25 protein-coding genes and 2 pseudogenes are annotated in these 25,207 nt (G+C 70.0%); 14 read left to right on the forward strand and 13 right to left on the reverse strand.

Annotation, left to right across the window (positions count from 1 at the left end; translation table 11 throughout):
- Positions 1-66 precede the first annotated feature (66 nt).
- Positions 67-1,656 (forward strand): peptide MFS transporter, encoded by a 1,590-nt coding sequence (locus EDC82_RS13480; RefSeq protein ID WP_074040476.1) that lies wholly within the window; start codon positions 67-69, stop codon positions 1,654-1,656.
- A gap of 128 nt (positions 1,657-1,784) precedes the next feature.
- Here the strand turns inward: EDC82_RS13480 and EDC82_RS15320 are convergent, their stop codons facing one another.
- The 6 genes and pseudogenes from EDC82_RS15320 to thiM form a co-directional block, all read right to left on the reverse strand.
- On the reverse strand, positions 1,785-1,928 hold the full coding sequence (locus tag EDC82_RS15320) for a low temperature requirement protein A (RefSeq protein ID WP_083603902.1): 144 nt from the start codon (positions 1,926-1,928) through the stop codon (positions 1,785-1,787).
- Positions 1,929-2,283: 355 nt separating this feature from the next.
- Complete coding sequence (locus tag EDC82_RS13490) at positions 2,284-3,117, reverse strand: aldo/keto reductase (protein ID WP_131941844.1); 834 nt, start codon at positions 3,115-3,117, stop codon at positions 2,284-2,286.
- Between the two features lie 301 nt (positions 3,118-3,418).
- Positions 3,419-3,592, reverse strand: a pseudogene (locus EDC82_RS13500) (transposase); the annotation flags it as partial.
- A 41-nt stretch (positions 3,593-3,633) separates the two neighbouring features.
- A complete protein-coding gene (gene thiD / locus EDC82_RS13505; RefSeq protein ID WP_074040479.1) occupies positions 3,634-4,452 on the reverse strand; it encodes a bifunctional hydroxymethylpyrimidine kinase/phosphomethylpyrimidine kinase in 819 nt (272 codons plus the stop codon).
- 82 nt (positions 4,453-4,534) lie between these two features.
- A complete protein-coding gene (locus tag EDC82_RS13510) occupies positions 4,535-5,449 on the reverse strand; it encodes a thiamine phosphate synthase (RefSeq protein ID WP_131941848.1) in 915 nt (304 codons plus the stop codon).
- A complete protein-coding gene (gene thiM / locus EDC82_RS13515; protein ID WP_131941850.1) occupies positions 5,449-6,411 on the reverse strand; it encodes a hydroxyethylthiazole kinase in 963 nt (320 codons plus the stop codon). The genes EDC82_RS13510 and thiM overlap by 1 nt, the downstream gene beginning before the upstream one ends.
- A gap of 439 nt (positions 6,412-6,850) precedes the next feature.
- On the opposite strand from thiM, the gene EDC82_RS13520 reads away from it, so the two are divergent.
- Both EDC82_RS13520 and EDC82_RS13525 read left to right on the forward strand, forming a co-directional pair.
- Positions 6,851-7,732 carry a Dyp-type peroxidase gene (locus EDC82_RS13520; protein ID WP_006945140.1) on the forward strand — a complete coding sequence of 294 codons (882 nt, stop codon included), beginning with the start codon at positions 6,851-6,853 and terminating at the stop codon, positions 7,730-7,732.
- Positions 7,733-7,969: 237 nt separating this feature from the next.
- Entirely contained in the window at positions 7,970-8,596 is a 627-nt protein-coding gene (locus EDC82_RS13525; protein ID WP_131941852.1) for a GNAT family N-acetyltransferase, read from the forward strand.
- 267 nt (positions 8,597-8,863) lie between these two features.
- On the opposite strand, the gene EDC82_RS14655 is transcribed toward EDC82_RS13525, so the two are convergent.
- On the reverse strand, positions 8,864-9,751 hold the full coding sequence (locus tag EDC82_RS14655; protein ID WP_050786507.1) for a CPBP family intramembrane glutamic endopeptidase: 888 nt from the start codon (positions 9,749-9,751) through the stop codon (positions 8,864-8,866).
- Between the two features lie 604 nt (positions 9,752-10,355).
- Between EDC82_RS14655 and EDC82_RS13535 the strand changes: the two genes are divergently transcribed.
- Positions 10,356-10,643: a hypothetical protein gene (locus EDC82_RS13535; RefSeq protein ID WP_131941854.1), complete on the forward strand. Its 288-nt coding sequence runs from the start codon at positions 10,356-10,358 to the stop codon at positions 10,641-10,643.
- A 328-nt stretch (positions 10,644-10,971) separates the two neighbouring features.
- On the opposite strand, the gene EDC82_RS13540 is transcribed toward EDC82_RS13535, so the two are convergent.
- Positions 10,972-11,175: a hypothetical protein gene (locus tag EDC82_RS13540; RefSeq protein WP_115296821.1), complete on the reverse strand. Its 204-nt coding sequence runs from the start codon at positions 11,173-11,175 to the stop codon at positions 10,972-10,974.
- A gap of 268 nt (positions 11,176-11,443) precedes the next feature.
- Between EDC82_RS13540 and EDC82_RS13545 the strand changes: the two genes are divergently transcribed.
- Positions 11,444-13,090 carry an SDR family NAD(P)-dependent oxidoreductase gene (locus tag EDC82_RS13545; RefSeq protein ID WP_006945103.1) on the forward strand — a complete coding sequence of 549 codons (1,647 nt, stop codon included), beginning with the start codon at positions 11,444-11,446 and terminating at the stop codon, positions 13,088-13,090.
- Positions 13,091-13,434: 344 nt separating this feature from the next.
- On the opposite strand, the gene EDC82_RS13550 is transcribed toward EDC82_RS13545, so the two are convergent.
- Both EDC82_RS13550 and EDC82_RS14660 read right to left on the reverse strand, forming a co-directional pair.
- On the reverse strand, positions 13,435-13,947 hold the full coding sequence (locus EDC82_RS13550; protein ID WP_160126264.1) for a PrsW family glutamic-type intramembrane protease: 513 nt from the start codon (positions 13,945-13,947) through the stop codon (positions 13,435-13,437).
- A 7-nt stretch (positions 13,948-13,954) separates the two neighbouring features.
- On the reverse strand, positions 13,955-14,131 hold the full coding sequence (locus EDC82_RS14660; protein ID WP_160126265.1) for a hypothetical protein: 177 nt from the start codon (positions 14,129-14,131) through the stop codon (positions 13,955-13,957).
- A gap of 163 nt (positions 14,132-14,294) precedes the next feature.
- Here EDC82_RS14660 and EDC82_RS13555 point away from each other — a divergent pair, with 163 nt between their 5' ends.
- The 5 genes from EDC82_RS13555 (at position 14,295) to EDC82_RS13575 (ending at position 20,665) form a co-directional block, all read left to right on the forward strand.
- Positions 14,295-14,552, forward strand: a complete 258-nt coding sequence (locus EDC82_RS13555) for a hypothetical protein (RefSeq protein ID WP_074040484.1) — start codon at positions 14,295-14,297, stop codon at positions 14,550-14,552.
- Positions 14,549-14,905, forward strand: a complete 357-nt coding sequence (locus EDC82_RS13560; RefSeq protein ID WP_006945125.1) for a hypothetical protein — start codon at positions 14,549-14,551, stop codon at positions 14,903-14,905. The genes EDC82_RS13555 and EDC82_RS13560 overlap by 4 nt, the downstream gene beginning before the upstream one ends.
- On the forward strand, positions 14,902-18,228 hold the full coding sequence (lysX, locus tag EDC82_RS13565) for a bifunctional lysylphosphatidylglycerol synthetase/lysine--tRNA ligase LysX (protein ID WP_006945131.1): 3,327 nt from the start codon (positions 14,902-14,904) through the stop codon (positions 18,226-18,228). The genes EDC82_RS13560 and lysX overlap by 4 nt, the downstream gene beginning before the upstream one ends.
- Positions 18,229-18,507: 279 nt before the next feature.
- On the forward strand, positions 18,508-19,401 hold the full coding sequence (locus EDC82_RS13570; RefSeq protein ID WP_006945127.1) for an SGNH/GDSL hydrolase family protein: 894 nt from the start codon (positions 18,508-18,510) through the stop codon (positions 19,399-19,401).
- Between the two features lie 154 nt (positions 19,402-19,555).
- The gene (locus EDC82_RS13575) at positions 19,556-20,665 is read left to right on the forward strand and encodes an LLM class flavin-dependent oxidoreductase (protein ID WP_006945122.1); all 1,110 of its coding nucleotides are present in this window, start codon (positions 19,556-19,558) and stop codon (positions 20,663-20,665) included.
- A 138-nt stretch (positions 20,666-20,803) separates the two neighbouring features.
- Here the strand turns inward: EDC82_RS13575 and EDC82_RS13580 are convergent.
- Together EDC82_RS13580 and EDC82_RS14665 are read right to left on the reverse strand one after the other, a co-directional pair.
- Positions 20,804-21,040, reverse strand: a pseudogene (locus EDC82_RS13580) (DUF2252 family protein); the annotation flags it as partial.
- Positions 21,041-21,094: 54 nt separating this feature from the next.
- Positions 21,095-21,232 carry a hypothetical protein gene (locus EDC82_RS14665; protein ID WP_160126266.1) on the reverse strand — a complete coding sequence of 46 codons (138 nt, stop codon included), beginning with the start codon at positions 21,230-21,232 and terminating at the stop codon, positions 21,095-21,097.
- 126 nt (positions 21,233-21,358) lie between these two features.
- On the opposite strand from EDC82_RS14665, the gene EDC82_RS13585 reads away from it, so the two are divergent.
- On the forward strand, positions 21,359-21,835 hold the full coding sequence (locus EDC82_RS13585) for a low molecular weight protein-tyrosine-phosphatase (protein WP_006945043.1): 477 nt from the start codon (positions 21,359-21,361) through the stop codon (positions 21,833-21,835).
- Between the two features lie 6 nt (positions 21,836-21,841).
- Here EDC82_RS13585 and EDC82_RS13590 read toward each other — a convergent pair whose 3' ends face one another.
- Positions 21,842-22,261, reverse strand: a complete 420-nt coding sequence (locus EDC82_RS13590; RefSeq protein WP_006945067.1) for a hypothetical protein — start codon at positions 22,259-22,261, stop codon at positions 21,842-21,844.
- Between the two features lie 326 nt (positions 22,262-22,587).
- Between EDC82_RS13590 and EDC82_RS15085 the strand changes: the two genes are divergently transcribed.
- The 3 genes from EDC82_RS15085 to EDC82_RS13605 all read left to right on the forward strand — a co-directional run bounded on the left by EDC82_RS15085 (position 22,588) and on the right by EDC82_RS13605 (position 25,173).
- A complete protein-coding gene (locus EDC82_RS15085; protein WP_083803218.1) occupies positions 22,588-23,202 on the forward strand; it encodes an antitoxin in 615 nt (204 codons plus the stop codon).
- A 182-nt stretch (positions 23,203-23,384) separates the two neighbouring features.
- Positions 23,385-23,861, forward strand: a complete 477-nt coding sequence (locus EDC82_RS15090; RefSeq protein ID WP_235006235.1) for a hypothetical protein — start codon at positions 23,385-23,387, stop codon at positions 23,859-23,861.
- Between the two features lies 1 nt (position 23,862).
- Complete coding sequence (locus tag EDC82_RS13605) at positions 23,863-25,173, forward strand: DNA integrity scanning protein DisA nucleotide-binding domain protein (protein WP_235006237.1); 1,311 nt, start codon at positions 23,863-23,865, stop codon at positions 25,171-25,173.
- The last annotated feature ends 34 nt before the right edge of the window (positions 25,174-25,207 follow it).

Below are 25,207 nucleotides of genomic sequence, written 5' to 3' on the forward strand. Positions count from 1 at the left end.
GCATCGATCGGTGCGGCCATTGCCGTCCCCGCGCACTGGTGACCGCCTACCGAAGGACGACCCAGCATGGTCGACTCCCCCGCCAGCCACGGCGCGTCATCCGCGACGCCTGAGCCCGGCGCTGCGAACTCGCCCGACGTCGACGCACCGCGCGTCGCCCTCTCCGGTGGCCGCACCCGGCCGTCGCTCGACGACCGCGGTTTCCTCGGCCACCCCTCCGGCCTGGGCACGCTGTTCAACGCCGAACTATGGGAACGCTTCAGCTACTACGGCATGCGCGCGATCCTCGCGTACTACCTCTACACGGCCGTCAGCGAGGGCGGGCTCGGCATCGACCAGCCGACAGCCCTGTCGATCGTCGCGACGTACGGTGCGTCGGTCTACCTGCTCAGCGTCGTCGGCGCGTGGCTCGCCGACCGCGTCATCGGCGCCTTCCGCGCGACGCTGTACGGCGCCGTCATCATCATGCTCGGCCACGTCTTCCTCGCGCTGCCGGTGGCAGCGATGTCGTGGGTCGGCATCGCCACCGTCGCGCTCGGAACGGGCCTGCAGAAGGCGTCCATCTCGGCGGTCGTCGGGCAGCTGTACGACCGCGAGGACGGCCGTCGCGACGCCGGTTTCTCGATCTTCTACATGTCGGTGAACATCGGCTCGTTCTGCGCGCCGTTCGTCGTGACGTTCCTCAAGGACAGGTGGGGTTTCCACGCCGGATTCTCCGCCGCGGCTGTCGGCATGGCCTTCGGGTTGATCGGCCTGTTCGTGTTCCGCAAGCACCTGCACGGCGCAGGAACGAACCCGACGAGCCCGCTCACCGCGGCCGAACGCGGTACCGTCATGCGACGCGTGGGGCTCGGCGTCGTCGGCGTCGCGACCGTCGCCGCGATCTGCTTCGCCCTGTCGGGGACGACGGCGAACGGCGTCATCAACACCGTCACGGTGATGTCCGTCATCGCCGCGGTCGGCATGTTCGCGATGATGTTCAAGAGCCCCAAGGTGAGCGCCGCCGAACGCCGCCATCTGCAGGCGTACGTGCCGTTGTGGATCGGCGCCGCGCTGTTCTGGATGATCTTCGAGCAGGCCGCGAGCAAGATGGCCGCGTTCGCCGCCGAGCGCACCGACCTCGGCTCGATCTTCGGCATCAAGGTGAACGCCGAGTTCTTCCAGAGCGTCAACCCGCTGTTCGTCGTCGCCCTCGCGCCCGTCTTCGCCGCGATCTGGCTGCGCCGCGCCGGCAAGTTCCCGAGCACCGGCGCGAAGTTCGCGTTCGGCGTGCTCATGGCCGGCCTGTCGTTCGTGCTGCTCGCGTTCTACTCGAACCTGTGGCTGCACGGCCCGACGGCGCCGATGTGGGCGCTCGCGAGCGTCTTCGTCGTCCAGACGATCGGGGAACTGTGCCTGTCGCCCGTCGGCATCTCCGCGACGACGAAGCTCGCACCCGCCGCGTTCACGACCCAGGCGATGGCGCTGTGGTACCTCACGTCCGCCGTCGGCCAGTCGGCCGCCGCGCAGGCCATCCGCCTCATGGAGGGCCTCAGCGACACGACGTTCTTCCTGACGCTCGGCCTCATCACCGCTGGCTTCTCGCTCGTCCTCATGGCCCTCGTGCCGTGGATCGGACGCCACATGCGCGACGTCGAAGCCGTCAAGACGGCGTGAACAATGCGTCGTGACGACGCGCTGAGCTGACGCCTCATTGAGGTGACGCCGCGAGACGCGCAGGAGGGGCAGGTGGATGTCCACCTGCCCCTCCTGCGCGTTACGTCCACATCTGCGAATCTGGCTCTTCAGAGTTGAGTGTGGGCGCGCCGGTTGGGTCGGGTAGCTGGGGAAAGGTGGGAACGCCACGAAACGTCGTCCCGCACCAGCCGGGTCAGCTGCGCCAGGGCGTACACGAACACCAGATCGAAGAACAGCTCTAGGTTGCCCACCTACCCGCTACCGCTATCCCGCGCGTCGGCCCCGCTGCCCGGCTCAGAGTCCTCGCACACCGGCGAAATCATCCCCCTACGAGCCCGGCTATTCCCACCCCCGAACCGACGGTGCTGCTGTGGTGGACCACGTGAGGGCGGGCACAGGTTCAGGAGGAGGTGACAGGCAGGTCCTTGGGAAACTTGCGCTGTTCGGCAGTTCGGCCGTTCGGGTGGCGGCTACCTCTCGGACGTTCCCACATCGACGAGCTGGCTCGGCCTGATCTCCTGCCCCGGCGCACCACTCCGGGGAGTGCTGCTCTTAGCGCTGATCGGAGCGCTGACCGGACTGATCGGGCTGCGCGCCTGGGCAGGATCACAGCATTTCTAGTGGTCGCGGTCCGCTCGGCGGCGGAAACGCTCGATCCAGAGCATCCAGGTCTTCGCGGGTCAGCTCCACGTCCAGAGCTGTGGCGTTGTCGCGCACATGCTGCGGGCTGCTCGCCTTGGGGATCGTACAGAGCGAGTCGCGACGCAGCACCCAGGCGATGGCCGCCGCCGCGGCGCTGACGCCGTGACGGGCCGCGACGTCGTTCAGCGTCGCGTCCTGAAGGATGCGGCCCTGCTCGATCGGCGAGTACGCCATGACCGGCAGCTGGTGGTCGGTGCACCACGGCAGCAGGTCGTACTCCGGTCCTCGCCGCGACAGGTTGTACAGCACCTGATCCGTGGCCAGCCCGCTGCTGCCCGGCACGTCCCGCAGGTCGGTGAGGGCCCGGTGGTCGAAGTTGCTGACGCCCCAGTATCGGATTTTCCCGTCCTCGACCAGCTGTTGGAAGGCCGCGACCGTGTCCTGCAGCGGGTACCCGCCCTGCCAGTGCAGCAGGTAGAGGTCGATCCGATCGGTGCCCAGGCGTTTCAAGCTGCGTTCGCAGGCCGCGATCGTGCCGGAACGGGAGGCGTGGGACGGCATGACCTTGCTGACCAAGAACGCCTCGTCGCGGCGACCCGCCAATGCTTCACCAAGCACCTCCTCCGCGCCACCGTCGGCGTACATCTCGGCGGTGTCGACCAGCGTCATGCCCAGCTCGAGGCCGGCGTGCAGCGCGGCGACCTCGTCGCGGCGGCGGCCGGGGTCCTCACCCCAGCCCCAGGTGCCTTGGCCCAGCACAGGGATGAACTCCCCGCTCGGCAGCGTTATTCGCCGCATCCGCGATCACTTCCCTTCTGGTTGTGCTGAGGTGGGACGTGGGCTGAGATCCTCGAAGGGCCAGCGCATCTCCGGCCAGTGCTTGCGGTACCGAGGTGCCGGGTGTCGAGCCGGTCATTAGCCCCGCCTGCGCCATGTGGCGTACCGGGCTGCTCACGAGCGGTTTCCGGCGCCGGTGGGCTGGTCGGCCTGACTGAACAGTACCGGAATGGCGGAACAGAAGGCCCGGAAGTCATCGGGTGAGCGGCTGGTGGCCAGGTTCCCGTCTCGGGCCACCCCCATGGTCCACCACGTTCGCCCGGTCGAGGCCGCGGTGGCGGTAGTCGTTGCGTTGCACCACTCGTCCGGGGCTGGGCTGGCGGTATTCGGCGCCGACCACCGCGTCAGCGTCCGCGAAGAGGAGGGCGTTGAGCATGGTCTGCAACAGGCTGCGCATCATGTCCGGTGAGGCCTCGGTGAGCAGCTCGCGAAGAATCGCAGATGGGTACGGTGCTCTGACAGCTGCCGACCGTCACGTCACCACCAGGCGTGGAAGTGGTGGACGGGGCCGTGGCCGTCGCCGCGCCCGACGTCGAGGTCGCCACTCGCGGCGAGCGCCTCCGTCACGTAATCCTTGGCCTCCCGCGTCGCCTGCGCCCACGAATCGCGTTGCGGCCGGAGTGCCGTCATCGCCGCCGACAGGGTGCATCCGGTGCCGTGCGTGTTGCGCGTGTCGATGCGCGGCGCGCTCAACCGGGCGGGCTCGTCGCTCTCGGCGGGGACGAGGAGGGCGTCGTCGCTCTTCGCGCCGCCGCCATGGCCGCCCTTGAGCAGCACACCAGACCCGAGGGTGACGAGGGCGCGCGCGACGTCATCGCTCGCCTCGCGTGGCGCTCCGTCGAGATCGAGCAGGACCGCGGCCTCCGCGAGGTTCGGCGTGATGACGTCGACCTCCGGCACGAGACGCTCGCGCAGAGCGGTCACGGCGTCCTCGTCGATGAGCCGGTCACCGCTCGAGGCGACCATGACAGGGTCGAGAACGCGCGGCACCCCGCGCAGCGCCGGGTGGTCGGCGAGCACGTCAGCGACGGTCTCGATGACGGCCGCCGAACCCAGCATGCCGATCTTCAGCGCGTCGATGCGGACGTCGTCCACCAGGTTCTCGAGCTGCGTGCGTACCTGCTGCGGCGTCATCTGCGTCACCGCCGCGACGCCCCGCGTGTTCTGCGCGACGACGGCCGTCACAACAGCGCACCCATGCGTGCGCAGGGCGCCGAAAGCCTTGAGATCAGCCATGATTCCCGCACCGCCGCTGGGGTCGGTGCCGGCGATCGTCAGGACGTTGGGGATGCTCATGTCAGAGCCTCTCGGCTCGCGTCAGCGGAACGTGGTCGCGCCCACCGGCCGCAGCAGCCCTGGGGCACCCCTCGCCGGGGTGTCATGCCGGGCCCGCGTGGTCGGGCCGCTCGAGCTCGAGTGCGCCTCGGCCGCCGTCGACCGGGCGGACTTCGGCGAGAGCCTCGTCGAGTTCGCTCCGCAGCGCCTGGGTTGCGGCGAGCGGATCGGGCTGCCCGCAGATCGCCGACACGACGGCGACGCCCTGCGCGCCGGCGGCCACGAGCGCGCGCAGGTCCGGCAGCTTCACCCCGCCGATGACGACGTTGGCGAACCCGCCGGCCCGTGCCGCGTCCGTGATGGCGCCGACGCCGTCAAGCCCGAGCGGTTGCGCTGCGTCCGGCTTCGTCGGCGTCGCACGGAACGGCCCGATGCCCAGCAGGTCGACGGTGCCGCGCGGCAACCTCGTTGCAGCAGCGACCTGTTCGAGGTTCGACACCGACCAGCCGAGGTGGAAGCCCTCACCGACGACACGGTCGGCGAGGCGCCGCGCCACGACAGGATCGAGGTCACTCTGGCCGAGGTGCACGCCATCAGCCCCGACGGCGAGCGCCACGTCGAGACGGTCGTCGACGACGACGCGGACGCGCCGTGCCGTCGTCGAGGACGAGATCGGGGTCGCCGCCGCAGCCATCTGCTGGCCGGCACCCGTGGGCAAGTCTCGCTCGACGCGGGGGGCGGGGCACTCTTCGTCATATAGGCCAGCCGATCGGCCACCAGCGGCCCGCGGCGTCGGCGTCTGCGCGACGGCGGGATGCGCACCCAAGGCCGCAACGGCGTCGATGACCCGCGTTGTGAGAGAGCACAATTCGCGGGTCGAAGCGTCGTGGTCGCGGATCTGGATCATGTCGACACCACCGCGCGCAGCAGCCTCGGCCGTCTCGACGACACCGTCGGGCCCGCCACACAGCGCCGTATCGGTGACGAGGTACAGCTCGACGCCGCGCCCGTCCGACATCACGACGCCACTCGCAGATCGAGCGTCGCTGCGACGCTATCGCCCTCGAGGCGCGCCAGGGCGTCGAGGAGTTCGACCGCGAACGAACCCGGGCCGCTCGCCCAGTGCGCGGCGTCCTCGGCGGCGAGCGTCATCGTCGCGGTCGCGGCGGCGGCAGCGAGCTGCGCCGAACCGGCGACCGGTAGGTAGGCCGCGACGAGCGCTCCGAGCGCGCACCCGACGCCCGTCACCTTCGTCATGATGGCGTCGCCGTTGCCGATGCGCACCGTCGGCACGCCCGGCGCGACGACGGCATCGACGACACCGCTGACGGCGACCGCCCCGCCCGTGCGCTCCGCGAGTCGCGACGCTGCCGCGAGCGTCGCGTCGACGTCGTCACCGGCGTCGACCCCGCGTCCCGCACCCTGTTCGCCGGCCAACCCGAGCACCTCGGAGGCATTGCCGCGGGTGACGGCCGGGGCGTGTTCGAGCAGGTCGCGAGCGAGCTGAGTGCGCACCGGCAGGGTGCCGACCGCGACCGGGTCGAGGCACCACGGGCGCCCGGCCTCGGCGCGCGCGGCAGCCGTCGCGCGCATCGCCTCGGCTGTCGCCGCCGTCACGGTGCCGACGTTGACGAGCAACCCGTCCGCGATACCGGCGAAGATCGGGCCCTCCTCGAGCGAGTCGACCATGGCCGGCGACGCTCCGACAGCGAGCAGCACGTTCGCCGTGAAACCGGTGACGACGGCGTTCGTCATGCACTGCGTGAGCGGTGCGGCGTCACGAACGGCGTCGATGACGCGCCCGATCGCTTCGGGGGTGATGGCGAGCGCCTGAGCTGACGCGTCCGTGCCCGCCTCGTGCGCCGCGTCGGGGGACTGTGCGTCGGGGCGGCTCCTGTCGCCGCCTCTCTGGCTGGCGCTGCGTGTCGCGTCGCTCGACGCGCCTGGGGTGTGGTCGGGCTCGTTCGTGGGCGCAGTCATCGTGCGTCTCCTTCCTCCGCCGGCATGATCCGGATCAGGTGTAGGCGCCCTCGTGAAGAGGATGCTGGCGGTCGGCTTGCGCCTCTCAGCCGTGATGGCTCCCGCGGGACGACCCCAGCTTCGCAGATGACGTACCCCGCGTGGGCGTCGTGCCCCACGGACGCAGGTGCGGAACGTCGATGGCGTGTGGACGTGTTCGCCCGGCCAGCCCCACCGCCGTACCCATACCTCCCCCTCGCGCGTCACGACGCCGAGCGAGAAACCCACCGCGCCCATCACAGTCCGTCGCGCAGCACGCGTCAGCACCGACGAGTCCGACGCGTCGTCACCCCAGGAAGTTCGCGTGGGGCCTGGCGGCAACGGTCACCTGCGCCGCCCCCAACGGGTGGGTCACGTAGCCTGGTGGCAGATCAGCCACCCCGCGCGCGAGGAGTCAGACATGCCCCAGGCCCAGATCGGCATCTTCGTCGATGGTGCGACGTCGAGCGAGTACGTCGAGTTCGAGGTCGAGCCCGGCTCGCTGACGAAGCTGTCGCAGCTGCTGCCGCTGTTCGAGGCCGAGCAGGACGACGTGGGCGTCAACTTCGTCGTCGGCGTGCGGCCGTCGCTGATGCAGCAGATCGCCGCCGATCACGCCCCCGAGAACGTTCATGACTTCGACACCGACGTCGTCGGAACCGACGGGTACGTCATCCCCGGTACGCAGCGCGACCTCGTCTTCTGGGTGTTCGGCGGCGCGCGCGACAAGGTGTTCGACGCGACGCGTCACCTCATCTCGTTGACGCGCCAGGTCGTGCCCGGCACACGCGTCGTCGACGAGACGGAGGGCTGGGTCTACCAGACGAACCGCGACCTCACCGGTTTCATCGACGGCACCGAGAACCCGACGACGATCGAGCAGTACGACGAGGCCATCGTCGCCGACGGCAAGCCGGGCGCCGGCTCGAGCGTGCTGCTGCTGCAGAAGTGGCCGCACAAGCAGGCGAAGTGGGAGGCCCTCTCCACCGAGGAGCAGGAGAAGGTCATCGGCCGCTCCAAGGTCGACTCGATCGAGATGGACCCCAAGCCCGAGACGTCGCACGCCGAACGCACCGACCAGGACGACTTCGGCCACATCGTGCGCCGCAACATGCCGTTCGGTGACGTCGGCGAGCACGGCACGATGTTCGTCGGCTTCGCGTGCGAGCAGAAGCGCCTGCACGACATGCTCGAATCGATGGCCGGCGTCGGTGACCACCCGCGCGACGAACTGACGAAGTACTCGAACGCCGAGACCGGCTCGTACTACGTCATCCCGCCGGTCGACGCGTTCAAGGGCTGACGGCGAGCCCTCATCGTCGCGCCCGAGAGCGGGCGGCTGATCGAAGACGGGCGCAAGATGGCGACTAACTCACGAGTAGGCACACAACTACGCGCCTACTCGTGAGTTACCCTCCACGCTGCAACCTGCAGCAGGCCCTGATCTGCGAACCCGACGCGCGGGGTATCCCGGCACCCCTGGCAGACCCCACCCGAAATCCGCGCGACACGGTACGTCGAACGCACCTACGCTCGGACGATGACGAACCCCGCCGACCTCGAACCGATCCCGGTGCCGCGCCTCGAGCGTGACGGTGTGGTGCTGCGCGCCCACACGATCGACGACGCCGACGAGGTGACGCGACGTGGCGCCGACCCGCTCGTCCAGCGGTGGACGACGACGCCCGCGAACTACACGCGCGACATGGCGCTCGAGTTCGTCACGCGCATGACGGGGCCGAGCCGCGACGCGATCTGGTGGGCCATCGAGGTCGACGGCCGCATGGCGGGTTCGATCGACCTGACGACGTGGGGGCGCGGTTTCTCCTACGGCGCGGCGAGCGTCGGTTTCGCGCTCAGCCCCTGGGCGCGCGGGCGGGGCGTGATGACGCGCGCCGTGGCGGCGGCCGTCGAGTATGGCTTTGACTCGCTGGGCCTCGACACCATCATCTGGGAGGCTTACGCGGGCAACGTCGGCAGCTGGAGAGCCGCCTGGGGCAACGGCTTCCACGAATTCACCTACGTCTCCAGCCTGCTCGTGGGCAAGGACCGCCTCGAGGACGCCTGGCACGCCGTCCTCCGGGCCGACGAACCGCGTGAGCCGCAGGGCGACTGGCACCTGGCGATCGAGAAATCCACCACGCCTCGACACCAGCGAGGCCTCTGAACGGCCAGCCCCGCCCCCGCCAGGCGCGGCCTGCTCCCCGACACACCTGCGATTTTCGTCCACATTCGGCATTCGCCAGTGCCCGACGACGATCGCAGCGTCGCGCCCGCCGGGCGTCATGGCTATCGGGCGAGCTCACCGGCACGTCACGCGGAGACGAAAGCGCCGATGACGTCGCGCACCTGCCGCCCCGCGACGAACAACCGCGGCGAGCAACCGTGGCGAATGTGGACGAAAATCGCAGATGCGGACGCGTATCGCAGCTGGTCACAACCAGCGGCCGACCTGTTCGTGCTGCGGGCCGGGGAGACGTCGGACGGGGGTCTTCCAGTCGACGCCGTACTGCTTGCCGACCCACCACCACAGCCACGCCGTGATGCCGAAGATCAGCGGCAGCGAGAACAGCAGCGCAGCAGGGTTGACGGCGCCCTGCTCGAGCGAGTTCGGCGTCAGTGGCGCGAGCAAGAACGACATCGTGTTGTTCGCCGCATGCACGAGGATCGCCAGTTCGAGGCCGCCGGAGCGCCACACCAGCGCTCCCATGCACAACGCGAAGCAGGCGATGTCGATCTGGCCGACCCAGTCATACCCGTGGCCGAGCATGAACAGCGGCACGGGCAGGATGATGCCCCACAGCGGCGACTTCAGCCACGTCCCGAGCGCCTGCTGCGGCATGCCGCGAAACAGGTACTCCTCGCCCGCGCACTGCAACGGCGTCAGCACGAGGATGATGACGTACGACGCGACGAGTGACGCCGAGAGAGGCGGCACCGTCAGTTCGTCGCGGCCGAACAGCAGGGGCGGCACGAGGATCACGAGGGCATAGATCGGCACGACGACGCGCGCCGCACGCCCCAGCAGACCCCAGCGGAATCGCCCGAACACCGAGTGGATCGACCCGCGACGCCCGGCGCCCCACCACGACGCGAGCACGACGATGGGGACGAGCGCCGCGAGCGGACCGAGCATCGCCATCAGGTCGGCCGGGTTGCCACCGTCCTCGAGGCTCTCGCTCGCAGCGGGCAGGCCGAGGCCCTCCCATGCGAGCGCGACGACGCCCAGCGCGATCATCATGACGATCGTGACACCGAACGCCACACCCAGCGTCGCGAAAGGACGCCACCACTGCGCGACGCGCCAGTCGATGCGTGCCATGCGGTGATACGGCAACGGCTTCGGTTGCTCGAATGCCCACGCCGGGGGTGGCTTGCGCGGACCGGCTTGCGCTGCAACGGGATACGCAGCGCCGGGCGACGCCGGCGCCAACAACACCCCAGGCGGATACTGAGGCTGCGGAGCTGACGGCTGGGACCAACTAGCCGGCGCAGGCGCACCCGAAGCTGCGGGCCGGGGAGCTGACGGCGGGGGCCACCCGCCCGGGGCGAACGATCCCACACCGGGGGCGTTCGGCGCCGGAGGAGGCGACGACATCGATCCTGTGGGCGGTTGTGACCAACCGTGCGGCATGGGTGCGCCTTCGTGCCATGCGTTGGGCAGCTGCCCCGTCGGTGCCGCGGCGTCGCTCGCGGAAGCTGCCGACGTGTGCGCCCGGGAATCCGGCGCGGGCGAACCCGGAACCGACGCCGGGGTCTCGCGCGGTCGCGGCGGAACGTAGCGCCAGGCGTCGTCGTCCGGATGGGTGCGTTCGTCGGTCACGATGCCTACTGTGTCACGCGTCGATGAGGGTGCGCTGAGCACCATGACATGACGCGGTGAGCCGGCACTAGGCCTTACGACACGAGATGGCACGGGTCGTGCGGTGTCCTCGTATGGCTCGGGTGACCCGTCCCCCACCGTTCACACGCTGCACACCGTCTTCTGGGCACAGCCGATCGATGACGGCCTGCGTCACGACGCCGGCGAATGCCGCGCCCATGAACACGAGGAGCGCGACGTCAGGCCGCTCGTCGTCAACGCGACGGGGCCATTCGCGGGAGCCCTGTCGGCGGTGCCCGTCAACAACGCGGACAGCGCGCCGTCCGGCCACGCGTCATGCAAGCCCGCCGTCGGACGATCTGGTCGTGCGCAGCGAGCGACTGCTTTCTGACGCCGCACCACCCCCCGTCACCTCGTCCGACGGCTAACAGAGACGGCGCACCTTGAGACACCCGGCCCCACCTGCGAATTTCGTCCACCTTCGCAATTTCCGTCCACCTTCGCGAACCGCGTCCCCATGTGCGCTTCTCGGTCACATCGGCGATTTTCGTCCACGTTCGCGTCGTCGGCCCCCGTCACGAATGTGGACGAAAATCGCGGATGGGTACAGGCCGGCGGCGCCAAGAAGACGAGCGTAGGGGGACACGCCCCGGCGGCCGAGCCGGCCACGCCAGGCCGATTTCACCGCGCGGATGACACCCGGCGGGCGGCGCCGAACGTCAGCCCTGCGAACCGCGCCACAGGCGCATGGCGACGACGAGCGCCCCGCCGAGCGCCGCAGCCATGAGGCACACCGCAACGGGGTGGGCGCCGGCGCTCGCCATGCGGATCAGGACGACGGCCATGACGGCCAGCGAGATGCCGACGCCGAGCGTCACGATGAGTCGTTCCGCGAGTGAGATCTTGCGGTGTTCGTGGTTCATCGTGCACCTTTCTCCTGCCGACCTCGCGTTCAGCCGAACGCCCCCGAGGCCCTGCGCGCCGACCTCCCCCGAGGTCATCATTCTCACCCTATCTGGACGTCTGACTGAATTTCCGGACATCGCCTCGAGACACGCCGACCCCCACCGCCACCCGCCCCGCGAAAACACCGCCGGCTCCGGTCATGGCGGGGCAGAGTCTCACGGGGAGGCACACCCACCCATGAGGGCAGCGCCGGCTCGCCTCACCGGCAACCTCTAGAATCACGGCGTGAACGAACAGCCCGCAGAGGACGACGACGCCCGTGACGACGCGTCCGTCACACCTGAGCAGGAACAGCTGTTCGCCGAGACCGCGATCGATGCCGAGGACATGGCGACGACGTTGCGCGTCATCGGGATGCTGCACGAGTTGCCCGCGGGCCACCCCGACATCGAGACGGTGAAGCGCGCCGCGGGCACGATGTACAAGCGGGTGCGCAAGGCGCGTCGCGCGGAGGCGAGGGCTGCTGAGCTCGGCCCGTTGCGCGAGCAGGACGCGAAGGTGCTGGCGTCGACGGCGACGGGTTCGCCGCTGCGCATCGACGACGAGACGAAGGGAATCCCGTTGACGTCCAACGTCATCGGTGAGGTCGCCGGAGAGCTCAACACGCCGCGCGGGTGCTACATCTGCCACGCCAAGTACACGACCGTCGACGCGTTCTATCACTGGCTGTGCCCGAACTGCGCGGCGATGAGTCACGCGAAGCGTCACCAGCGCGTCGATCTGTGCGGCAAGCGCGCCCTGCTGACGGGCGGTCGCGCCAAGATCGGCATGTACATCGCGCTCATGCTGCTGCGCGACGGCGCGCACCTGACGATCACGACGCGTTTTCCCCGCGACGCCGCGCGTCGTTTCGCGGAGCTCGCCGACTCACCGGAGTGGATCGACCGCCTCAAGATCGTCGGCATCGACCTGCGTGACCCGACGCAGGTCATCGCCCTCGCCGACGAGGTCGCGGCCGACGGCCCGCTCGACATCCTCATCAACAACGCGGCGCAGACGGTGCGTCGCTCGCCGGGAGCGTACTCGAATCTCACTGCGGGAGAAGAGCTTCCGCTGCCGCGCGACGTCAAGCTGCCGCAGATCGTCCAGTTCGACCGCATCAGTGACGCTCACCCCGCGAACCTCGCCGGCACCCTCGCGGCCTATCAGCACACCCACGCCACTGACGAAGCCGAGCCCCAGCCCGACGCCGGACGTGACGTCCATGCGCCCGGCGTCACGCCCGCGGCCGGCCCGCTCAACCCGTCCGACGCTCTCGACCCGTCCCGCAGCGCGGCGGCGATGACGTCGCTCGCTCTGTCGGCGGGGCAGGCGAGCCTCGAGGCGCATCGGGCGGGCACGGCGGTCGACGCGGGTGGCCTGTTGCCCGACGTCGTCGACACGAACAGTTGGAAGCAGAAGGTCGAGGAAGTCGATCCGCTGGAACTCCTCGAAGTGCAACTCTGCAATTCAACAGCGCCGTTCCTGCTCGTCAGCCGTCTGCGCCCGGCGATGCGTGCGGCCGTCGCGCGGGGGGCGCGGCGCGCGTACGTCGTCAACGTCTCGGCGATGGAGGGGCAGTTCTCGCGCCGTTACAAGGGCCCCGGCCACCCGCACACGAACATGGCGAAGGCGGCGCTCAACATGATGACGCGCACGTCGGCGGGTGAGATGTTCGCGACCGACAAGATCCTCATGACGGCCGTCGACACCGGCTGGATCACCGACGAACGCCCGCACCACGAGAAGCTGCGCATCGCCGAGGAGGGCTGGCACGCGCCGCTCGACCTCGTCGACGGCGCCGCCCGCGTCTACGACCCGATCGTCATGGGTGAGAACGGAATCGACCAGTACGGCGTCTTTCTCAAGGACTTCGCCGAGCATCCCTGGTGACGGGCGCGCACCCCCGGCGCTCGGGGGGAGCAATCACCGTCACACCAGATCTCGAACGACCTCGTCGACGCCGGTGCCGCGACCACCCCAGGCCTGCAGGTGGTCGAGGTAGCCCTTCGGGGACGTGCTTGATCCGTTTCCTCTCCGCGCGACCGCCGACCTGACGCGCAGTCTGCAGGCCCTGCTTGCGCTCCTTGCGAGTGCCTGCAGCGCTGGCGACGACGTCGTCGAAGGCGACGAAACCCCCCGCGGCCAGGGCTTCGCGCGCGCTCGCGAGGTAGTGCCGCTCCTGCGCCCAGGCGTGCCGGGCGACGAGCAGGAACGCGGTGACGCTGACGGCGATCTCAAGGGGATCGCCGGGCCGTCGCGACCCTCGGGTACCGGCGAGTTCCACAGGAAGTGCAGCCCCCAACCCAGTGCGAAGAGCCCGTGGAACGTGAGCACGCGCCGCGCCAACGACACCCGACGAACGCGCCGACGAGCAGACCGTGCATTGACCGCCGCAACGTCCGCGAGGCCACGAGCATGATGATGACGACGCCGAGCATCTTCGCCCGTTCCTCGCTCGTGGGGCCCGCGATGGCGGCGCCCCGGTCGGCCCCCTTGCCCTCGGGCAGGGGCTTCGCCGACAAGGCGAACAGGTGGTCGTTCGCATGCATCGCGAGCCAGGCGAAGCCGTTGCGCGTGCTGAGTTTGCCCCCGTCGAAGGCGACAGCCACACCCTGCTCGTCGAGGTTTCGCACGATGCGGTCGGCGGTCGTGTCGAAGTCGACGCTACCGTCGACGACAGCCAGCGTCAGGGTCTGCTCGTCCTTCTCGAAGTGGGCCGAGGAGCGCGAGAAGGACGGTGCCGTCACCCCGCCCTCAGGTGCCCGGAACGTCACGGAGTCCCCGGTCAGCCCCCTCGAGCGTCTTCGTCTCACTCGCCGCGACCGTCTCGACGGGAGTCGGGGTCGCTGCCGAGATCGCTGCCAGCACGGCCCAGGTCGCGCCCAGGAGCGCCGTGATGGCCAGAGCGGGCCCCACCTGCGTGATCTTCATCTGCCCTCCGATGGCATCGCTCGGTCGTCAGGTCGATCGTCGCAGGTGGCCTCCTCCCCTCCACTCCCGCCATGCCCGAGCCGACGCCCCGAGCGCGACGAAGGCGCCCCGCAGGCCGCATGGTCTTCCAGGCAGGGGCGAAACGCTTTGCTAGCGTCATGACATGACTGCCACCCCTGCCAGAGAGGGCTCGTCGACGCCTGCGGGCGCGTCGTCGGCCCCGTCAGGGCGCGGCGGCTCCCGCGGCATCGTTCCGCGCGAGGACGCCTCGTCGCTCGTGTTGCTGTTCGCCGGTGCCTGCGCCGTCACGATCGCGGCGACGCGCGCGTACCTCGTCCTGACAGGCTACCCGCGGGTCGGCGGCGAGGTCTCCCACATCGCGCGCGCCCTCTGGGGCGGGCTGCTGCTGACGATCGCGTGAAGCTCGGTTCGCTCGCGGCGTCGATGTACCTCGCGTCAGCGGCCGTCGGTGTCATCGCAGGCATCCTGTCGCTCATCGCGTTCCGCGCCATGAGCCCGAAGCACCAGAACGTCGAGCGTGCGTTCCGTTACGGCTCCATCGCGATGGTCCTCATGCTCGCCGTCGCCAACTCCCTCGGCGCCTACACGAGCCAGTTCGAGATCCTGCTCGAAGCCGCCCTCCAGGCCCTCGCACTGTTGACACTCAACCTCTGGGCCCGCGCCGAACGCGCGAGACAGGAAGCAGCCCGCCTCCCAGAGACCCCCCATCCCGCAACGAACGCAGAGCACGTCGAAGGAGCACCGTCAGCATGAGCACCCCCACCCGTCACCACCCCGCGGTGGCGAACGACCACGGATGGTTGCCCAAGCTGCTGGGGCTGCTCGTCGCCCTGGGCGGCGTGTGGTCGCTCGTGTCGATCCCGCTGCCGCGCAGCGACTTCGCCGACTGGGTCGACGACCTCTTCGCCGTCGTCGGCGTCCCCGCAGGCCCGAGTCTCTTCCTCGCCCTGTGTCTTCTCATCACCGCCGCAGCCCTGAAGCGCGGGCTGCGCGCCGCGTGGGTCGTCGCCCTCGCCGTGCTCACCCTCCAGTTCGTGGCCTGCGCGATCGTCGCCGTCAGCATCTGCACGGACAGCCTCGACGAGGAAGTCGACGACATCACGATCGCCCTCATCGTCGTGACGACGATTGTCACCGGCGCGTGGCTCGTCCTGCTCGTCATCCGGCGCAAGGACTTCCCGGCCCGCATGCGCTCAGGCTCCCTGCGGCGCGCGATCGTCACGCTGCTAGCCGGTCTGCTCGCCTGCATCGCCGTCATCTTCATGCTCTCCTGGGCGGCCCCCGGCGACCTGCACGGCGGTGAGCACCTGTGGTTCTCGATCCGCAGCGTCACCGGCATCTCCATGCCGCACGGCATCTCCGACGGCGCCAACGGGCCCCACTGGCTCGCCGCGTTCGCCGGCATCCTCGCCGCCGGCGTGCTGCTGCTGACGGTGTGGCGCTACACCGAATCGGCCGAACGCTCCGAGGTGCAGTCGGCCGCCGACGAACTGCACGTACGCCGCCTGCTCGCGCTGCACGGCAACCAGGATTCGCTCGGCTACTTCGCGACGCGCCGCGACAAGTCGGTCGTGTTCTCCCCCGACGGCGAGGCCGCCGTCAGCTACCGCGTCATCGGCTCCGTCTGCCTCGCCTCCGGCGACCCGCTCGGTGCCCGTGAGTCATGGCCCGCCGCCATCGGCGCCTGGCAGGCCCTCGCCCGCGAGCACGCGTGGCGCTCCGGCGTCCTGTCCGCCTCGGAGACGGGTGCGCGCGCCTACGTCGAGGCCGGGCTCAAGGCCCGCCCCCTCGGCGACGAAGCCGTGGTCGAACTCGACACGTTCAGCCTCGAAGGGCGCGCGATGCGCCCCGTCAAGCGCGCCGTCGCGCGCGTGCGTGAGGCCGGCTGCACCGTCGACGTCGAACGCCACTCGCGTCTCGACGCCGAGACGCTGCACCAGATCACCGAACTGTCCGAGAAGTGGCGTGGCGACGAACCCGACCGCGGCTTCTCGATGGCCCTCAACCGCCTCGAGGACGCGACGGACGGCCGCTGCGTCGCCGTCCTCGTCCGTGACGCACAGGGTCAGATCGTCGCACTGCAGTCGTTCGTGCCGTGGGGCATGCGAGGGCTGTCGCTCGACCTGATGCGCCGTTCCCCGAAGGCGCCCAACGGCGTCAACGAGGCGATGGTCGCGGCGCTCGCCGACGCGGCGTCCGACCTCGGGGTGCGCGACGTGTCGCTCAACTTCGCGATGTTCCGCTCCGTGTTCACCGGTGCCGACAAGGTGGGCGCCGGCATCGGCGTGCGCCTCGCCGACCGCATCCTGTCGATCGGCAACCGCTTCTGGCAGCTCGAATCGCTGTACGAGGCGAACGCCAAGTACCTGCCGCGCTGGGACACCCGGTTCGTCTGCTTCGACTCCGTCGGCAGCCTGCCACTCATCGGCATCGCCTCCGGCCGCGCCGAGGGCTTCCTGCCCGGCCACGCACCGCGCCCCAGCCACGACGCGGACACGATCGTCCACCTGCCCGACGGCGTCGAAGCACCGCTGGCGCAGCTCGTCGTCGCGCAGGACGAGGAGCTGCTCACGCCCGCACGACCCGTGCAGCGCCTCACCGAGCAGCAGCGCGTGCGCCACGCCAAGCTCGACGTCCTGCGCGAGGCCGGCATGGAGCCCTACCCCGTCGACGTGCCGTACACGATGACGGTCGATCTTGCCCGCAAAGCGATTGTCGAAGGCAACGGGGTGGACGCCGGCGTCGTCTCCCTCAGCGGCCGCGTACGAGCGCTGCGCGACCTCGGCGGCGTCGTGTTCGCCTTCATCGAGGAGCACGACGTGCGCCTGCAGGTCGTGCTCGAGGCGGGCGCTGTCGATCCGCAGCTCATGCGGTTGTGGCGACGCACCGTCGACGTCGGCGACCACGTCTCCGTGACGGGCACACTCGGCCACAGCCGTCGCGGCGAACCGTCGCTGCTCGCGTCGTCGTGGTGCATGGCGTCGAAGTCGCTGCGCCCCATCCCCAGCGACCACACGGGCTTCACCAACCCCGAGGCACGCGTGCGTCAGCGCTACCTCGACCTCATCGTCAACAAGGATTCGGCAAATCTGCTGCGCGCGCGCTCGCGGGGCGTCAGCGCTCTGCGTCGCGCGTTCGAGGAGCGCGGCTACATGGAGGTCGAGACGCCGATGCTGCAGGCGGTGCACGGTGGCGCGAGCGCGCGACCGTTCCGCACGCACATCAACGCGTACAACGCCGACCTGTACCTGCGCATCGCGCCGGAGCTGTTCCTCAAGGAACTCGCCGTCGGCGGCATGGACCGCATCTTCGAGCTCAACCGCAACTTCCGCAACGAAGGCGCCGACGCGACGCACAACCCGGAGTTCACCTCCGTCGAGGCGTACGCCGCGCACGGCGACTACAACACGATGCGCGTGCTGACGCGCGAGCTCGTCCTCGAGGTCGCCACGGCCATCCACGGCGAGCCCGTCGCCGTCCGCCCCGACGGACACGGCGGCGTCGAGCGCCTGCGCCTCGACCACGAGTGGCCCGTCGTGCCCGTGCACGAGGCGGTCTCGCAGGCGACGGGCACGACGCTGACGTCGAACACGCCGCTCGAGGAGGTGCGCGCCGTGGCCGACGCGCACGACGTGCACTGGGCGGAGACGATGACGGCCGGTGAGGTCGTGCTCGAGCTGTACGACGAGCTCGTCGAGGGCCAGACGACGATGCCGGTTTTCTACACCGACTTCCCACTCGAGACGTCACCGCTGACGCGCACGCACCGCACCGACCCGAAGCTGTCGGAGCGCTGGGATCTCGTCGCGTTCGGCGCCGAGATCGGCACCGCGTACTCGGAGCTCGTCGACCCCGTCGACCAGCGCAACCGCCTCACCGAGCAGTCGTTCAAGGCCGCCGCCGGCGACCCCGAGGCGATGGAGGTCGACGAGAACTTCCTCGCCGCCCTTGAGTACGCCATGCCCCCGACGGGTGGGCTCGGCATCGGTGTCGACCGCCTCATCATGATGCTGACGGGCAACAACATCCGCGCGACGCTCGCGTTCCCGTTCACGCGACCCAACGAGGGGCAGTGATGGCGTAACCGTCGCCTTGTCGCCTTGTTCACAGCGTGGCGCGCATCGGTCGGCCAGGAGCTCTCTCCTCGTCGACGGGTGCGCGCCACGCTTCGTCGTGTGGGGTGTGGACGGGTCGGGCTACGGCGCGGGTGCGTTGAGCCGCGGCGGGTTGGGGCGTTGAGGCGGGGCCGTCGGGTCTGGCGAAGATTAAAGTCTGAAGAGTCGATGCGGATAACGGTGCGGTGAACGCCGCGCGTCATTGCGCCGAAGTGCAGGTGAATGGGTGACGATGGGGGCATGCGTGACATCTCGGCGACCAACGGGGACGCCGACCGACGACCCCCTGCGCCGCGTGACCCTGTTTCACGGGAAACCACGTCGGGCTCCGCCGCACCGGACGAGGCGGCATCGGCTGACGCGCCATCCGATACGGGCGGGTCGTCGCTGCCCGGATATTCGCTGACGGACGTGCTGTTGCACGGCCCGGTGCTCATCGCGCAGGGGCGTCAGGTGCAGCGCGACGTGCCGCGCCTACCCGGTGCGGCCGGGCGCGAGGGCGTCACGAGCACGATCTGCGAGCACCACGCCGAGCGGGACGGTCACGAGCCGCATCTCGTCGTGCTCGGCGACAGCGTGGCCGACGGTGCCGGCGTCGAACACCATCGCGACTCGATCGCGGGGCGCCTCGCGAGCCGCATGTCGGATCGGCTCGAACGGCCGGTCAGCTGGCACGTGCTCGCCCGCTCGGGCGCCGACGCCCGCGACGTCGCCCACCTCACCCAGCCCGCGAGCGCCCAGGCGCAACTCGCGCGCGCTGACGTCGTCGTCATCAGCGTCGGTGTCAACGACGTGAAGAACCTGCGCACCGAGGAGGCGTGGCGCGTCAGCTTGACGAAGCTGCTGACCCGCGTGACGGCGCTCGCCGGCGACTCCCCCGTCATCCTGCTCGGATTGCCGCCGATCGAGGCGCTGCCCGCGATGCCGCAGCAGCTCGGTAATGCCCTCGGCGGGCGCGCGCGTCGGTTCGAGGCGATCGCTGCGGCGATCGTCGCGGACTACCCCACCGCCCGCCACGTACCGCTGACGAACCCGAAATGGGCGCGCGACAAGGCCTTCGCCGACGACGGATTCCACCCCTCGCCGTGGCTGCACAAGAAGCTCGCGAAGGAGATCGACGCGCTGCTCGCGTGATCGGCGTTCGTGCGCGCACGGCGCTATCGGAGCCGGGCCGAAGCGACCACGCCCGACCAGGTGAGTCGATTCGTGCTCGTCGAGTCGGTCACGACTGACGCAGCGGGCACCATGTGACGCAGCCGGCCTGGACCCTTCGGGATGCAGCCCGGGAATGGGCGAGGCCGGGGCCCGCGTTGACGAGTGCGTGAGTGATTTCGACGCCGCCCAGAACACCGACCTGCGATCCCCTGACGAGACCTCCCACTCGGCCGGCTCCTTCGCGAAGAAGGCAGCCGACATTCCGCTGTCGATCCTCGACCTCGCGCAGGTCGGCAGCCATGAGAGCGTCGGCGACGCGATCCGCAGCAGCGTCGAGCTCGCGCAGCGGGCTGAGGCGACGGGTCGCTTCGAGCGCATCTGGTTCGCCGAGCACCACAACATGAAGCACATTGCGTCGGCGGCGACGTCCGTGCTGCTCGCGCATGTCGCGTCGCAGACGCAGACGATCCGCGTCGGTTCCGGCGGCGTCATGCTGCCGAACCACTCGCCGCTGACGATCGCCGAGCAGTTCGGCACGCTCGCCGAGCTGCACCCGGGCCGTATCGACCTCGGCCTCGGACGCGCGCCCGGCACGGATCAGCGCACCTGGCAGGCGCTTCGACGTGACCCGCACGCGAGCGACCGCTTCCCGCAGGACGTCGTCGAGCTGCAGGGGCTGCTCTCCGACACGAGCCCGCTCGCGGGCATCGAGGCGATCCCCGGCAAGGGCACGAACGTGCCGCTCTACATCCTCGGCTCGAGCATGTTCGGCGCGAAACTCGCTGCGGCACTAGGCCTTCCGTACGCGTTCGCGAGCCACTTCGCACCCGATCAGCTGCAGGCCGCCGTCTACGCCTACCGTTCGGAGTTCAAGCCGAGCGCCCAGCTCGACGCGCCGTACGTCATCGCCGCGCTCAACGTCGTCGCCGCAGACACCGACGACGAAGCGTCCGCGATGTACGAAAAGGTGCTGCGTTCGCGCGTCGAGATGATAGCGACGCGCTTCGGCGTGGCCGATCGCGACTTCACCGACGCCGAGCTCGACATGCTGCTCGACTCGCCCGCCGGCCACCAGGCCAAGCACATGCTCACCTACACCGCGATCGGCGGCCCGGAGCGCATCGCCGCGTACCTCGAACAGTTCGCCGAGCACGCCATGGCCGACGAACTCATGATGACGAACTCCGCCCGCGGCCTCGACGCCCAGAAGCGCGCACTCGAGATCGTCGGCGGGATTCGCTGACGAACCCGCCCGGCGAGATCGGTGGCGGACAACGGCTCGGGCCCGACCTTCACGAGATGGCGGGTGACTCACAGGTAGGCAGGCAACTGGCCGCTTACCTGTGAGTTACCCGCCATCCTGCATGGCGACGCCGCGACGTCACCCGTTCAGGTCGGCGTGGTCGCGCTCGACCTGGTCCGCACAGTCCTGCGCGTACGCGGCGAGGGCCTCGTCGAGATCCTCGGCACCCTTGAGGTAACCCCGAAGCGCTGACGGGTGGAGCGTGCGCGTGTGCCCGCGCGCGAGGATGACGGCGCAGACCTGGCCGAAGTCTTCGAGCATCTGCCCGGCGAGGTCGAGCGGATCGATCGAACCTTCGCGTTGCGGAACTGCCGCAACGGTGACGCGGGCAGGCGCCCCTCCTGCGTCGAAAGGACGTAGTCGACGGCATCACGCTGCTGTGGCTGCGACAGCGCTGAACGAGCGATATCGGTCGGGGCAACACGTTCGGCGGCTGCGCTCGGCGTCGAACTGCGCCTGCGGTGTGAGGTCGGCTGCGTCGGCCGAGGGGTCGAGAGCGATGACCATGCCGTCATCTTCGCGCTGCCGCGCCACGGCCATCGGGCCTGACTCGGAACGCTTGACCTGACGACTCGATGCCCGCAGGGTCGCCGCGAATGGCCGCTATCGGTGGCAGATGCCAGGATGGCGAGCATGACTTCCGTCGTCTTCGTCTGCTGGGGAAACATCTGCCGCTCACCGATGGCCGAGCGCGTCGCCGCGAAATATTTCGCGGAGCACGGGCTCGGTGACGTCGAGCTGACGAGCGCCGCCACGTCGCGCGAAGAGATCGGCAACCCCATCGACCCGCGCGCCGTCCGTGAACTCGAGAAGGCCGGGTACGACGCGTCGAACCACGCGGCGCACCAGATCACGCGCGACGAGATCGACGCCTGTGACCTCGTCGTCGCGATGGAGGACATCCACCTCGAGCGCATGCGCGACATCTACGGTGGCGAGCTGCCCGACCACGTCGTCCTACTCACCGACTACGACCCGCAGGCGAACCCCGGCGACGGCGTGCCCGACCCCTGGTACGGCGGCCAGGACGGCTTCGTCACGACCCTCGCGACGATGGAACGCGCCATGCCCGGCCTCGCCGACGCGGTTCGCACGATCAAGCAGAGCTGACGGCGCTCAGCGCACGAGGTCGGTCTGCACGAGCGGCCCGGTGGGGGTGCTGCCCGGCGTGCCCGACGACGTGCCGTCCAACGTCGCGATGACGCGGCGGGCGTACGTCGGGTCACCCATCGCCTCGACGAGCAGCTCCTGCCACCCGAAGTCGGTCGAGCTCGCCATCGCCTCGTCGAGACCACCGATGAGCAGCGCGCCGGTGGCGCGACGCTTCGTGCCGACGACACGCTGCTCCATCCCGACGGTGAGCACGCCCGGCAGGCTGCCGGCCTTGAAACCCGCCGCGACGTCACCGCTCGCGGGCTGCCATTGGAGGTGGCGGCGCATGACGTCGGCGCCGGCGATCGAGCCGGCGGCGACGCGATCGTAGAGACGGACGAGGTCGTGGGCGCTCGTGCGTGTGCCGTTGCCCTGGGCCCGCACGCGCAGCCGCTTGAGCGCCGGCGCGTGGGCAGCGCCGTCAGCTGGGTAGTACCAGCGATCCCAGTCGCAGGGTGACGCGCGCGTCAGGATCGAGTCGGCCGCGGCTGACGGCCTCCGCGTACGCGACGAGGTGGAGCGCCTTGATCGCCGACGCCGACTGCTGCGGCGAGCGCGCCGGCAGTGTCGCTCGACAGGGCTGCGGTCATGGCGTCGCGGCGCGAGGGACCACGCGATGGTCATGTCACGCGAGCTGTTGCGCCGGGGACCTTTCGAGGCGCACGCTGTGTTGTACGAGTCAAGAGATCCATCGACGCAGGGAGACCACGATGTCATTCATGGACAAGATCAGGGCCAAGGCCACCGAACTCGGCCTCGACGAGAAGGCCGCCCTCGCCAAGGAGAAGGCCGCCGCGGCAGCCGACGCCAACCGTGACAAGATCGCCGGCGCCGTCGACAAGGCCGGCGCCACCGTCGATTCGAAGACGGGCGGCAAGTACAGCGACAAGATCAGCAAGGCTCAGGGCGCTGCGCTCAAGGGCGTCGACAAGGTTGCTGAGCAGGGCGCGGGGGCAGGCGCGGCAGCAGGTGCGGGCGCCGGCACGACGACGGGTTCGTTCGGCGAGACGGCCGTCGGCTCCGAGCGCGCCTACGACGCCGACCTCGCGGCCGGCGCACAGGACAGCGGTGAGACGGCGACGCAGCGCACCGTCGGCCAGGACGGCATGTCGGCGGCTGATGACCAGTCGCGCGGTGAAAACCCGGTCGAGCGCGCCATCGGCGCCGACGCACCGTCGTCGTCGCTCGACCCGAACACGTCGTACCGGGGCGAGGGTCTCGAGTCGGCCGGCTCCGAGGGCGACTTCGGTGGCGAGCGCCGCGCCAACACGAACGGCGACGGCGAGACGCCGATGCGTCGCGGCGGAGACGCTCCGCAGAGCTGACGCGAGCGCGCGACGCCCGTGGTGGGCGGCACTGAGCGACATTCCCCAAGGGTGGTGGTGCCGGGTCTCATGGCAACCTGGCCCCATCGCCCCACTCGGATCTGCCCGCGCCGTGGCAACGTCCGTCTGCCGAACGAATGCCCCTTTGGGGGGCACCGCCAAGGGATGAAACCATGGCGGGCATGGACCCCCGGATCAGCCTCGCGCCGCACATGTGGGACGGCCAGCACGAGCTGCGGTGGTCTATCGAGCGCATTGCCGACGAAGCCCTCGACCGCGCGGGCGTCGAACTCGACCCGCGCGGCTACCTCATCGGCATCCCTGACGGCGACGATGCGCTGCCCGTCCTCGTCGACCCACAGCGCGACGCGTTCGACGTCACCCGCCTCGAGAATTTGCACCCGCACTTCACGTCGCTGTTCGAGGAGCGTCGCGCGCGCATGTGCCCGTCGCGCACCGACGATGAGTCGACGGCGACCTGGCACCCCGACCACTACCTCGCCGCTCTGCGCGAGGGGTGCCGCCGCGACGTGATGCGCGAGGCCCTGACGCGTGCGGCGACGTTCGCCGACCGCGTCGTCCATGTCGGCATCAGCATCGTCGTCGGCGACTACCGCGTCTTCCCGGTGCTCGCGGTGCTGCGCCGACCCTGCGAGTGAAGTGCCGCGCCTACGCACGACGCTCGCTGACGGCCTCGGCGTGCCCGGCAACTTTCCCGAGGCCGTCATCGACGACGTGCTGCGCGCCGCGAGCCACGAACTCGACCGCGTCCACCCCGGTTCGCTCATCGGCCTCGACGCCGGCGCTGTGCTGCGTTCGGCGGCCGACACGTTCATCAACGGGTGCGCCTCACGCGCCGGGCAGAAGTTTCCGCACGGCCTGCGCGACGCGTGCGACGCCGTCAGCGCGCAGACGTACGAGGGCCGCGCGAGCCTCGGCTCCGTCGTCCTCGCCCCCCAGGGGCACCCCGACGTCGCGTGCGAGGTGACGTTCGAGCACGACGTGCCCGTCGGCGTGCCACGCTCGTTCCGCAAGGCCCTCGAGATGACGGGCCCCGGCTTCGAGCTGCTGTGCGACGGGCGCACCGTCTACGGCATCGGGCGCATGCTCGAGGGGTACGCCCCGGCGACGGAGGAGGTATTCGAGATCAAGGTCGTCGGCAACGGCGCGTGGGAGCTGTGGCACGCCGACACGCCGTTCCTGCGCGTCGACAACGGCGAGCCGAGCCTGCCGCGCGACGTCATCGACGTCGAGACGTTCGCGCACGCCGTCAACCGCGTCTTCCCCGACGCGCTCAGCGAGCACGTCGACGCGCTGTGGGGCATGACGCAGGCCTGCGTCCGGCAGCAGCACGGCACGATGCTCGTCGTCCACCCCGACGCGCGCCGCGAGGGGGAACGCCTGCTGCCGCAGGCCTACACGATCGAGCCCACGCACCTGGGCGCGCACGCGTTCGATGCGCTGACGAAGATCGACGGCGCTGTCCTCGTCAGCCCTGACGGCAAGTGTCACGCCGTCGGCGTCATTCTCGACGGCGCAGCCACCGGCACCGGCGACATCTCACGCGGTGCTCGCTACAACTCCGCCATCCGGTACCTCGCAGGGCGAGGCAAGGGCTCGATGGTCATCATCGTCAGCGAGGACGGGCGCGTCGACATCCTGCCGCACGTGGCGCGGCGCGTGCGGCGCGCGTCGGTCGAACGCGCCGTCGCACAGCTCGTGCGAGCCGCCGACGGCACGACCGACTACGAGAAGTTCTCGCGCCTCGACTCGCGTGCCGCAGCGCTCGAGTTCTACTTCGACGCCGAGCAGTGCGAGGCCGTCAACGAGGCCCGCGAGAGCGTCGAACAGCAGCGCTGGGCCGAGGAGCGTGTGCGCATGCAGGTCGTGCCCATCGCGCCGCACCCGGCCATGGACGACTCGTACTTCATCTCACCGGGAGCCGAAGGGCCCCCGGCCCCGCCGAACTGAGCGTGCCGGCCCGCAGCGGCGTCCCCGTTAGGCT

It is taken from the genome of Dermacoccus sp. SAI-028, from assembly GCF_004346775.1.
Classification (GTDB): Bacteria; Actinomycetota; Actinomycetes; order Actinomycetales; family Dermatophilaceae; genus Dermacoccus; species Dermacoccus nishinomiyaensis.

What these genes read in the sequence shown, in the direction of transcription:
- EDC82_RS13480 (WP_074040476.1), top strand. Translation starts at nt 67, where the DNA reads ATGGTCGACTCCCCCGCCAGCCACGGCGCGTCATCCGCGACGCCTGAG.
- EDC82_RS13490 (WP_131941844.1), bottom strand. Translation starts at nt 3,117, where the DNA reads ATGCGGCGAATAACGCTGCCGAGCGGGGAGTTCATCCCTGTGCTGGGC.
- thiD (WP_074040479.1), bottom strand. Translation starts at nt 4,452, where the DNA reads ATGAGCATCCCCAACGTCCTGACGATCGCCGGCACCGACCCCAGCGGC.
- EDC82_RS13510 (WP_131941848.1), bottom strand. Translation starts at nt 5,449, where the DNA reads ATGTCGGACGGGCGCGGCGTCGAGCTGTACCTCGTCACCGATACGGCG.
- thiM (WP_131941850.1), bottom strand. Translation starts at nt 6,411, where the DNA reads ATGACTGCGCCCACGAACGAGCCCGACCACACCCCAGGCGCGTCGAGC.
- EDC82_RS13520 (WP_006945140.1), top strand. Translation starts at nt 6,851, where the DNA reads ATGCCCCAGGCCCAGATCGGCATCTTCGTCGATGGTGCGACGTCGAGC.
- EDC82_RS13525 (WP_131941852.1), top strand. Translation starts at nt 7,970, where the DNA reads ATGACGAACCCCGCCGACCTCGAACCGATCCCGGTGCCGCGCCTCGAG.
- EDC82_RS14655 (WP_050786507.1), bottom strand. Translation starts at nt 9,751, where the DNA reads ATGGCACGCATCGACTGGCGCGTCGCGCAGTGGTGGCGTCCTTTCGCG.
- EDC82_RS13540 (WP_115296821.1), bottom strand. Translation starts at nt 11,175, where the DNA reads ATGAACCACGAACACCGCAAGATCTCACTCGCGGAACGACTCATCGTG.
- EDC82_RS14660 (WP_160126265.1), bottom strand. Translation starts at nt 14,131, where the DNA reads ATGAAGATCACGCAGGTGGGGCCCGCTCTGGCCATCACGGCGCTCCTG.
- EDC82_RS13555 (WP_074040484.1), top strand. Translation starts at nt 14,295, where the DNA reads ATGACTGCCACCCCTGCCAGAGAGGGCTCGTCGACGCCTGCGGGCGCG.
- lysX (WP_006945131.1), top strand. Translation starts at nt 14,902, where the DNA reads ATGAGCACCCCCACCCGTCACCACCCCGCGGTGGCGAACGACCACGGA.
- EDC82_RS13570 (WP_006945127.1), top strand. Translation starts at nt 18,508, where the DNA reads ATGCGTGACATCTCGGCGACCAACGGGGACGCCGACCGACGACCCCCT.
- EDC82_RS13575 (WP_006945122.1), top strand. Translation starts at nt 19,556, where the DNA reads ATGGGCGAGGCCGGGGCCCGCGTTGACGAGTGCGTGAGTGATTTCGAC.
- EDC82_RS14665 (WP_160126266.1), bottom strand. Translation starts at nt 21,232, where the DNA reads ATGGTCATCGCTCTCGACCCCTCGGCCGACGCAGCCGACCTCACACCG.
- EDC82_RS13585 (WP_006945043.1), top strand. Translation starts at nt 21,359, where the DNA reads ATGACTTCCGTCGTCTTCGTCTGCTGGGGAAACATCTGCCGCTCACCG.
- EDC82_RS15085 (WP_083803218.1), top strand. Translation starts at nt 22,588, where the DNA reads ATGTCATTCATGGACAAGATCAGGGCCAAGGCCACCGAACTCGGCCTC.
- EDC82_RS15090 (WP_235006235.1), top strand. Translation starts at nt 23,385, where the DNA reads ATGGACCCCCGGATCAGCCTCGCGCCGCACATGTGGGACGGCCAGCAC.